This is a genomic window from Pseudonocardia pini (assembly GCF_013870575.1).
Classification (GTDB): domain Bacteria; phylum Actinomycetota; class Actinomycetes; order Mycobacteriales; family Pseudonocardiaceae; genus Pseudonocardia; species Pseudonocardia pini.
Genome location: NZ_JACBXB010000873.1, coordinates 1 through 2,127, shown reverse-complemented (window position 1 = coordinate 2,127; position 2,127 = coordinate 1). Strand labels below are relative to the sequence as shown.

The 2,127-nt window shown below is 73.9% G+C and carries 3 protein-coding genes; 1 reads left to right on the top strand and 2 read right to left on the bottom strand.

Annotation, left to right across the window (positions count from 1 at the left end):
• Window positions 1-100: 100 nt before the first annotated feature.
• Window positions 101-889, bottom strand: a complete 789-nt coding sequence (locus H5J29_RS30205) for an enoyl-CoA hydratase/isomerase family protein (protein ID WP_181784360.1) — start codon at window positions 887-889, stop codon at window positions 101-103.
• 18 nt (window positions 890-907) lie between these two features.
• Complete coding sequence (locus H5J29_RS30200) at window positions 908-1,468, bottom strand: TetR/AcrR family transcriptional regulator (protein WP_181784359.1); 561 nt, start codon at window positions 1,466-1,468, stop codon at window positions 908-910.
• A gap of 94 nt (window positions 1,469-1,562) precedes the next feature.
• Between H5J29_RS30200 and H5J29_RS30195 the strand changes: the two genes are divergently transcribed.
• Window positions 1,563-1,988: an organic hydroperoxide resistance protein gene (locus H5J29_RS30195; RefSeq protein ID WP_312858475.1), complete on the top strand. Its 426-nt coding sequence runs from the start codon at window positions 1,563-1,565 to the stop codon at window positions 1,986-1,988.
• Window positions 1,989-2,127: the final 139 nt, after the last annotated feature.

Genomic DNA, 2,127 nt, shown 5'->3' with positions numbered 1-2,127 from the left:
GCCTTGGCGGCGGTCACGCTCGGGTTCTGGCTGGGTACCGGTTCCGCGGCCCTGCGTGGGCCCTCGGCCGAGCAGGTCCGCGCGGTGTGGATCGGCGGCGTCAGGAGTCGGTGAACTCGGGCGGGCGGCGCTCCAGGAAGGCGCGTGCGGCCTCGGTCTGGTCGGCCGTCTCGGAGGCGGCGATCTGGGTGGAGTTCTCCAGCGCGATGCCGGCGGCGAGGGACCCCGCCTCGAGCTGCGCCCACATCACGTCCTTGGTCATGCGCACCCCGAAGGGACTGTTCGCCACGATCTCGCGCGCCACCGCGAGCGCACTCTCCCGCAGGTCCGCGTCGGGGACCACCCGGGAGACGAGCCCGATCCGGTCCGCCTCCCGCGCGTCGACCACCCGGCCGGTGAGCAGCAGCTCGAACGCCCTCGAGGCCCCGATCAGGCGGGGCAGCAGCCAGCTCACCCCGACGTCCCCTCCGGACAGTCCGATGCGGACGAACGCGTTCCCGAAGCGGGCGGACTCCCCCGCGATCCGGACGTCCGACGCCAGGGCGAGCGCCAGACCGCCCCCCGCCGCAGGCCCGTTGACCGCCGCGACGACGGGCTGCGGCAGCGCCCGCAGGGCCGGGACCAGCGAGGCGATCCGCTTCTGCAGCCGCATCCGGTCCGGCACGGTGTCCCCGCCGTGCGACTCCTGCAGGTCCAGCCCGGCGCAGAAGCCGCGCCCGCGGCCGGTGAGCACGACGACCCGGCACTCGCGGTCCTCGGCCAGCTCGGCGAGCGCGGCGTGCAGCTCGCCGAGCAGCTGCGGCGAGATCGCGTTCAGCCGCTCCGGTCGGTCCAGCTCCAGCAGCCCGATCCCGGGCTCGACCATGCGGCGGTGCACGACGGGGTCCATACGATCACCGTAGGCGGCTCACACCGCGAGGAGGTCCTCCAGCCCGCGGAGCAGGGTCGCCCGGGCCCGCGCGGGATCCGCGAGGTAGCCCGCGACCATCGCGCCGTCCCGCAGCATCATCAGCTGGGCGGCGGCGGCCTCCGGATCGGGATGCCCCACCACGCCGAGCTCGTGCACGAACACGCCCGTCAGCCGGCGGCGGTGCGCGGCGATCGCCCGGTGCACCGGGCTCGCGGGATCGGGGAACTCCGCCGCCGCGTTGATGAACGCACAGCCGCGGAACCCCGCCGTGCAGAGCGACTCCCCCATCTCCCCGACGACGGCGCGCAGCCGGGCCGCCCCCTCGGGCGCCGCCCCCGCGACGGCCCGGACGGCCCCGTCCACCCCGGCGAGATAGGCGACCACCAGGTCGTCCTTGCTCGGGAAGTGCCGGTAGAAGGTGGCTCGGGTGACCGCCGCCTCGCCGATCACCCGATCGACGCCGACGGCACGGATCCCCTCGGCGTAGAACAACGCGGACGCCGTGCGCAGCAGCCGTTCCCGGGCCGCGGAGGGCTTGTCGGTGACCGTGGCGGACATGGCGCGAGATTAACAGACAGAACGATCGGTCTTGCACTCCGCGCGGCACCGTGGCAGGGTCGCCCTAGAGAGACCGAACGTTCTACCTGGAGGTATCGTGTCCACCCTCTACACCGCCGCCGCCATGTCCACCGGCGACGCCCGCAACGGCCACGTCCGGTCGTCGGACGGTTTCATCGACCTCGACCTGGCCACCCCGAAGGCCATGGGCGGAGCCGGTGGCGCCACCAACCCCGAGGAGCTGTTCGCGGCGGGCTACTCGGCCTGCTTCCACTCGGCGCTCAAGGCCGTGGCGCGCCAGAAGAAGATCACGATCAGCGACTCGTCGGTGTCCGCCGAGGTCGGGATCGGCCCGAACGACGCGGGCGGCTTCGCCCTCACCGTGGCCCTGTACGCCGAGCTCTCGGGTGTGGACCAGGCGACGGCGGACGAGCTCGTCGAGGCCGCCCACCAGGTCTGCCCCTACTCCAACGCCACCCGCGGCAACATCCCGGTGACCGTCGAGGCCACCGTCGCCTGACCCCGGTACGGCGCTCTCGTGCGGACCACCGCACGAGAGCGCCGCCCGGCCGGCTCAGTCGCCCGCGACCGGCTGGACGCGGATCGGGCCCGTGGCCAGGTCGTCGACGGGTCGCCTTGCCGTTCGTACCGACGTCCCA